4 protein-coding genes and 1 pseudogene are annotated in these 6,512 nt (G+C 66.4%); 1 reads left to right on the forward strand and 4 read right to left on the reverse strand.

What is annotated here, in order from left to right; all coding sequences use genetic code 11:
• The coding region (locus VMJ11_RS21885) for a LysR family transcriptional regulator (protein WP_325621695.1) at positions 1-456 on the reverse strand (456 nt) is incomplete at its 3' end.
• A gap of 199 nt (positions 457-655) precedes the next feature.
• Here VMJ11_RS21885 and VMJ11_RS21890 point away from each other — a divergent pair.
• The gene (locus tag VMJ11_RS21890) at positions 656-955 is read left to right on the forward strand and encodes a hypothetical protein (RefSeq protein ID WP_325621697.1); all 300 of its coding nucleotides are present in this window, start codon (positions 656-658) and stop codon (positions 953-955) included.
• On the opposite strand, the gene VMJ11_RS21895 is transcribed toward VMJ11_RS21890, so the two are convergent.
• The 3 genes and pseudogenes from VMJ11_RS21895 to VMJ11_RS21905 all read right to left on the reverse strand — a co-directional run.
• Positions 909-5,126, reverse strand: a complete 4,218-nt coding sequence (locus VMJ11_RS21895; RefSeq protein WP_325621699.1) for a bifunctional nitrate reductase/sulfite reductase flavoprotein subunit alpha — start codon at positions 5,124-5,126, stop codon at positions 909-911. The two genes, VMJ11_RS21890 and VMJ11_RS21895, sit on opposite strands and share 47 nt — an antisense overlap.
• Positions 5,127-5,204: 78 nt before the next feature.
• Positions 5,205-5,552: a nitrite reductase small subunit NirD gene (gene nirD / locus VMJ11_RS21900; protein ID WP_325621701.1), complete on the reverse strand. Its 348-nt coding sequence runs from the start codon at positions 5,550-5,552 to the stop codon at positions 5,205-5,207.
• Between the two features lie 29 nt (positions 5,553-5,581).
• Positions 5,582-6,512 (reverse strand): annotated as a pseudogene (locus tag VMJ11_RS21905) (nitrite reductase (NAD(P)H)); the annotation flags it as partial.

Below are 6,512 nucleotides of genomic sequence, written 5' to 3' on the forward strand. Positions count from 1 at the left end.
GTCGGAACGCACGTCGGTGAAACCGATGCCGAGGTCGAGCTCGTCGCGCTCGAGTCCGCTTTCGATGTCTTCCAGCGGCCGCTCACTCACTTCGAGCGCGATGGCCGGGTGCGCAGCGCGAAAACCACGCAGCGCCGGCGCGATCAGATATTCGGCGAAGGTGGGCGTATAGGCGAGTCGCAAGAGGCCGCGCGTGAGATCGTGCACCTCGTGCAGCGCGCGCTTGCCCGCGTCGAGATGCATGAGCGCCTGGCGCGCGTGCTCGATGTACACGCGCCCGAATTCGGTGAGGCTGATGGCGCGGCCGCTGCGGTCGAACAACGCGCCGCCGAGCTCGTTTTCCAGTTGCCGGATCTGCTGTGAGAGCGCCGGCTGCGAGACGTGCAGCACCTCGGCTGCCCGCGTGAAATTCTTCAACTCTGCCACGGTGAGCACGTAGCGTATCGAGCGAAGCATCAAGATAGCTGCCTCCCGAATGTCTCCGCAAATGATTCGAATGCGTTCATAAGGCGCGCTTATCGTTCCAATCCGAATATCGTCTTGGACGCCGGCGCGCGCCCTGCGGAAAATGGAATGCCATGACGGAGATGCCAGCGCCTGCGTTGCGCATAGCGCGGCGTCCCCGCCGGGCACCATTTTACCGGGGAGCAAGGGGATGTTCGAATCGATCTCGATGAGCGTGGTGGCCGTGTTCGCAGGCTCGTGCCTGACGTTCCTCGTGGCCATCCTGTTGCCCGAACCCGTTGCGGCGAAAAGCGGCCGGGGCGGTCTCTATGCCGGGCTCGGCAACGAAGATGAAGACGTTGCGTGCGTGGACCAGGCGCGCGCGCGACGCTCGCGCGCACTGAAGATGTGGCACGCGGGCGGCCGTGCGGCGCGGGGCTTGTCCGAAGCCGCGCCGCGCCCCTTCAATAGACGTCGCGCACGTAGCGTTTTTCCCGTCCGAGCGCACTGACGTATTCGTTCGCAGCGTCGGCGCTCATCCCGCCGTGCCCGGACACCACTTCCCTTAGCGCCGCATCGACGTCCTTCGCCATGCGGCTCGCATCGCCGCATACGTACACGTGCGCCCCTTCCTGCAGCCACGCCCATAGCTGCGCGCCCTGCTCGCGCATGCGGTCCTGCACGTAGACCTTCTCGCTCTGGTCGCGCGAAAACGCGAGATCGAGCCGGTCGAGATGGCCATCCTTGCGCATCTGCTCCAGTTCGTCGCGGTAGTAGAAGTCCGTGGCCGCGTGCTGCTCGCCGAAGAAGAGCCAGTTGCGGCCCGCGTCGCCGCGTGCGCGCCGCTCGTGCAGGATGGCACGGAACGGCGCGACGCCGGTGCCCGGGCCGACCATGATCATCGGCGTGTCGCCGTTGCGCGGGGGCCGGAAATGGCTGCTCTTCTGCACGAACACAGGCACGCTGCCTTCCTGCGCACGGTCGGCGAGAAAGGTCGAGGCCACGCCCTTGCGCTCGCGGCGGCCGTTGCTGTAGCGCACCGCCGAAACGGTCAGATGCACTTCGCCTGCATGCGCCTTCGGGCTCGACGAAATCGAATAGAGCCGCGGCTGCAGCCGCTTGAGCATGCCGAGCAGTTCGGGCGCGCTCATGTCGACGGGGTACTCGTGCAGTATGTCGGCGAGTTGCTGGCCCCAGAGCCAGTTGCGCAGATCACCCTTGCGCGTTTCGTGGAGCAGGTCGGCGAGACCCCGTGAACGCGTTCGCGCGGCGATGAAGGCGAGCGCGTCGGGGTTCGGGCGCGCGATTTCGTAGTGCTTGCTGAGCGCCTCGCCAAGATGCATCTCGCCGTGGCCGCTCACGGCGATCGGCGTGTCGGCGGCAAGACGCGTGAGGCCCAGCAATTCATCGACGAGCGCCGGGCAGTTGGTGGGCCACACGCCGAGCGCGTCGCCCGCCTCGTATTCGAGGCCCGCCTCGCCCGTTGCGAGCGAGAAGTAGCGCGTGTCCTTCGTCGCGCCCTTCATGTTCAGCCGCACGTTCTTCAAAAGCCGCGATGCGGCGGGGCGCGACTTGGTCGCCGCGCAGCCGGGCAGCACTTCGGGGATCGCACCTTCGGCAGGCACCGCGTGCAGCGCCGCGTCTTCTTCCTTGATGCGCACGACAATGCGTTCGAGCCATGAATCCGCCGCGCCCTGGAACTCCGCGTCGCAATCCACGCGCGCCATGAGGCGCGTCGCGCCCAGCGCTTCGAGCCGCGCGTCGAGCTTGCGCCCGTGCCCGCAGAACTCGTCGTAGTTGCGGTCGCCGAGAGCGAGCACCGCGAAGCGTAGTTGCCCGAGACGCGGCGCGGTATCCGCCGCGAGCGCGCTCCAGAGCGCCTCGCCATTGTCGGGCGCGTCGCCGTCGCCGAACGTGCTCGTCATCAGGAGTGCGTACTGTGCCTTTTCGAGGTTCGCGATCGGGTAGTCCGCCATGCACGCAGTGCGGATCTCGAAACCTGATTCCATCAGATGCGTGGCGTACCGTTCGACGAGAGATTCGACGTTACCCGTCTGCGAGGCCCACAGCAGCACGACCTTCGGCCGCGTATGGGCAATGCGCACGCCGTGCGGCTTTTCCTCGGGTGCGCCGGGAGCCGTGAGTGCAGCCGGAGCAGCGCCAGCCTCGGCGCGGCTGAAGAGCCCCGCCAGCAGCCCGTCGATCCATACGCGCGTGCCGGCGGGGAAAGGCGCATGCGCGGGCAACATGGGCACGCCCATCGTCTCGCCGCCTTTCGATGCGCGCAAGCCGCCCACGAAGCCCGCAAGGTACTGGCGTTGCGCCTCGCCAAGTTGTGGCGCGTCGACGTCGTCGAGACCGAGTAACGTCGAGAAGGCTTCGATACGGGACATGTCGTGATCCTGAAACGGGTTGACGGCTTGCGGCGCACCCGCCTCAAACGCAACGGAGGCAGCGGCGGCGGCAGGGGCATCGGCGGCATCCGGCATGCGCATGATGTCGCGCGGCGCAGATGCCGGGCCGACGCGCGAGAGCGCGACCGCGCAGAATTTCAGTTCGGGCTGCTGAGAGATCGGATCGGTCGCGTCGCTCGTGACGGCGTTCACGCAAAGCTCTTCGCCGAACACGTCGTTCCAGTGCATCGGCGCGAAGCAGTTGCCGGGACGCACGCGCTCGGTCACCACGGCGGGCAGCACCGCGCGCCCCCGGCGCGAGCGCACTTCCACGCGGTCCTTCGCGGCAATGCCGAGCGCGGCGGCGTCCTCGGGATGAATCTCGACGAAGGGCCCCGGGTTCAGCTTGTTGAGCATCGGCACTTTGCCGGTCTTCGTCATCGTGTGCCACTGATGCTGCAGTCGGCCCGTGTTGAACACGACCGGGAACGTCGCGTCGGGAAGCTCGGCCGGATCGACGTGCGCTCGCGCGAAGAACACGCCTTTACCGTGCGGCGTCGCGAATACGATGCGGGGTCGCGTGCCGTCTGCGTTTTCCTTGAGCGTCTGGCTCACGCCGTCGTTCAGATAACGCATCGGATTGCGATCGCTCGCCGCCTCGGACGCGACCGGCCATTGCAGCGGCGTTTCGCGCAGCTTCGCGTAGCTCGCGCCGCGCAGGTCATAGCCCGTCTTCGGGTTCGAGAAGCGCGTGATCTCGTCGAACACTTCGGCACCGCTCGCGTAGCTGAACGCATGGGCGTAACCCATCTCGCAGGCCACGCGCGCGATGATCTGCCAGTCCGCCAGCGCCTCGCCTGGCGGCTCGACGGCCTGCTGCATGAGCGTCATGTTGCGCTCGGAGTTGATCATCACACCCTCGGCCTCGGCCCAGAGCGCGCCCGGCAGCAGCACGTCGGCGTACTGATTCGTTTCGGTGTCCAGAAAGGCATCCTGGGCGATCACCAGCTCGGCGGCCTTCAGGCCCGCTACCGCCGTCTGCCGGTTCGCGACGCTCGCCACCGGGTTCGTGCAGATGATCCAGCATGCCTTGATCTCGCCCGCCGCCATGCGCGAGAACATGTCGATGGTGCCGCCGCCCACTTCCACGGGCAGCGTGCCCGGCTGCACGCCCCATGCCGCTTCCACGAACGCGCGGTCCTCTTGCGCAAGCACCGTGCGCTGACCGGGCAGGCCCGGTCCCATGTAGCCCATCTCGCGCCCGCCCATCGCGTTCGGCTGCCCGGTCAGCGAGAACGGCCCGCTGCCCGGCCGGCAAATCTTGCCCGTCGCGAGATGCAGGTTGCAGATCGCGTTGGTGCTCCACGTGCCGTGCGTGCTCTGGTTCAGGCCCATCGTCCAGCAGCTCATCCACTCGGGCGCTTCGCCTATCCACTGCGCGGCGCGGCGTATGTCGTCCTCAGCGAGGCCGGTGATCTGCGCGACCTTTTCCGGCGTGTAATCTTCGAGGAACGCGGGCATCGCGTCCCAACCTTCGGTGTACTGCGCGATGAAGTCCTGGTCGGTATGGCCTTGCTTGTGCAGCAGATGCAGCAGCCCGTTGAGCAGCGCGAGATCGGTGCCCGGCGCGATCTGCAGGAAAAGCGACGCCTTGTCGGCAGTCGCATTGCGACGCGGATCCACCACGATGAGCTTCGCGCCCGCCTTCACGCGGTCCATCATGCGCAAGAACAGGATCGGATGGCAGTCCGCCATGTTCGCGCCGATCACGAAAAACAGATCGGCCTTGTCGAAGTCCTGGTAGGAGCCGGGCGGGCCATCAGCACCAAGCGAGAGCTTGTACCCGCTGCCCGCGCTCGCCATGCACAGGCGCGAGTTCGACTCGATGTTGTTGGTGCGCACGAAGCCCTTCGCCAGCTTGTTGACGAGGTATTGCGCCTCAATCGACATCTGCCCGGAAACGTAGAACGAGAGCGCGTCCGGACCGTGCTTGTCGAGCGTCGAGCGCAGGCGGCGCGCCGTGTCGGCGATCGCCTGGGCGAGCGGCAGCGGCACCGGGTCTTCGTCGCGCGCGTGGCGCACGAAGGCGCGATCGAGCCGCCCCGACTTGCGCAGCGCCACGTGCGCCGACGATCCCTTCGTGCAAAGGCGCCCGAAATTGGCCGGATGTTCGGCGTCGCCCGAGATCTTCGCGACCTGGCCGTCCTCGACGTGCAAGATCATCCCGCAGCCCACACCGCAGTATGGGCACACGCTTTTTACGGCCTTCTTTACGTTCTCGCTGCTCATGCCGTCGTTCGATATCAGCCTGGGACAGAATCAGGAAGTGCGGCGCCGCACGCGCGCCGCCTCATGCTCGAAGCCGGTTCAGGCGGCCACCCACACCTGACCGTTCTCCACACGCGCCGGGAACGCGCTGACCGAATGCTGCGGATCTTCGAGACATTCGCCGGTGCTGAGATCGAAGTGATGCTTGTAGATGGGCGAGGCCACCACGATGCGCTCGCCAAGGCTGCCCACGAGCCCGCGCGAGAGCACTGCCGCATGCGAGTTCGGGTCGTAGTTGCCGATGGCGAACACGCGCGCGGCGCCGTCGTCGACATGGAACACGGCCACTTGCTCGCCCTTCACGAGCGCGCAGACGCCGGTATTCGGCACGATCTCGTCCAGCGTGCAGACGGGAATCCACGTATTCTGGTTGCGTTCGTTATTCATTTCGCACTCCTTGCTTGGCTCTTGGGGAATCAGACGGTTTCGGCGACGACAGGAATCTCGGCCAGCGCTTCGTATCGCGCGGGTTGCGCAACGCTCGCGCGCTCCTCGGGCTTGGCCGGGCGGATCTGGCCGCGCTCCTCCACGAAGGCAACGTGCTCGTCGCCCGCGTCGCTGTTGACGAAGTGACGGAAGCGGCGGCGCGTTTCGGGATCGGTCACGGCCTTCTTCCATTCGCATTCATAGGTGTCCACGACGAGCTGCATTTCGGCTTCGAGTTCGGCGGCGAGGCCCAGCTTGTCGTGCACGACCACGTCGATCAGATAGTCGAGGCCGCCTTCGAGGTTGTCGCGCCACACGCTCGTGCGCTGCAGACGGTCGGCCGTGCGCACGTAGAACATCAGGAAGCGGTCGATGTAGCGCACGAGCGTGGCCCGGTCGAGATCGGCGGCGAGCAGTTCCGCATGTCGCGGCTTCATGCCGCCGTTGCCGCACACGTAGAGGTTCCAGCCCTTCTCCGTGGCGATGATGCCGACGTCCTTGCCCTGCGCCTCCGCGCACTCGCGCGTGCAGCCCGATACGCCGAACTTGAACTTGTGCGGCGCACGCAGGCCCTTGTAGCGGTTCTCCAGCTCGATCGCGAGGCCCACCGAGTCGCCCACGCCGTAGCGGCACCACGTGGAGCCCACGCACGACTTCACGGTGCGCAGAGCCTTGCCATAAGCGTGCCCCGATTCGAAGCCGGCTGCGATCAGCTCTTCCCAGATGAAGGGCAGTTGCTCGACACGCGCACCAAAGAGGTCCACGCGCTGGCCGCCCGTAATCTTCGTATAGAGGCCGTACTTCTTCGCCACCTGCCCCACGACGATCAGGCCTTCGGGCGTGACTTCGCCGCCGGGCATGCGCGGCACGACCGAATAGGTGCCGTCGCGCTGAATGTTCGCGAGGTAGTAATCGTTCGAA

The sequence above is a fragment of the Paraburkholderia sp. genome (assembly GCF_035501035.1).
Taxonomy (GTDB): domain Bacteria; phylum Pseudomonadota; class Gammaproteobacteria; order Burkholderiales; family Burkholderiaceae; genus Paraburkholderia.

What these genes read in the sequence shown, in the direction of transcription:
- VMJ11_RS21890 (WP_325621697.1), top strand. Translation starts at nt 656, where the DNA reads ATGTTCGAATCGATCTCGATGAGCGTGGTGGCCGTGTTCGCAGGCTCG.
- VMJ11_RS21895 (WP_325621699.1), bottom strand. Translation starts at nt 5,126, where the DNA reads ATGAGCAGCGAGAACGTAAAGAAGGCCGTAAAAAGCGTGTGCCCATAC.
- nirD (WP_325621701.1), bottom strand. Translation starts at nt 5,552, where the DNA reads ATGAATAACGAACGCAACCAGAATACGTGGATTCCCGTCTGCACGCTG.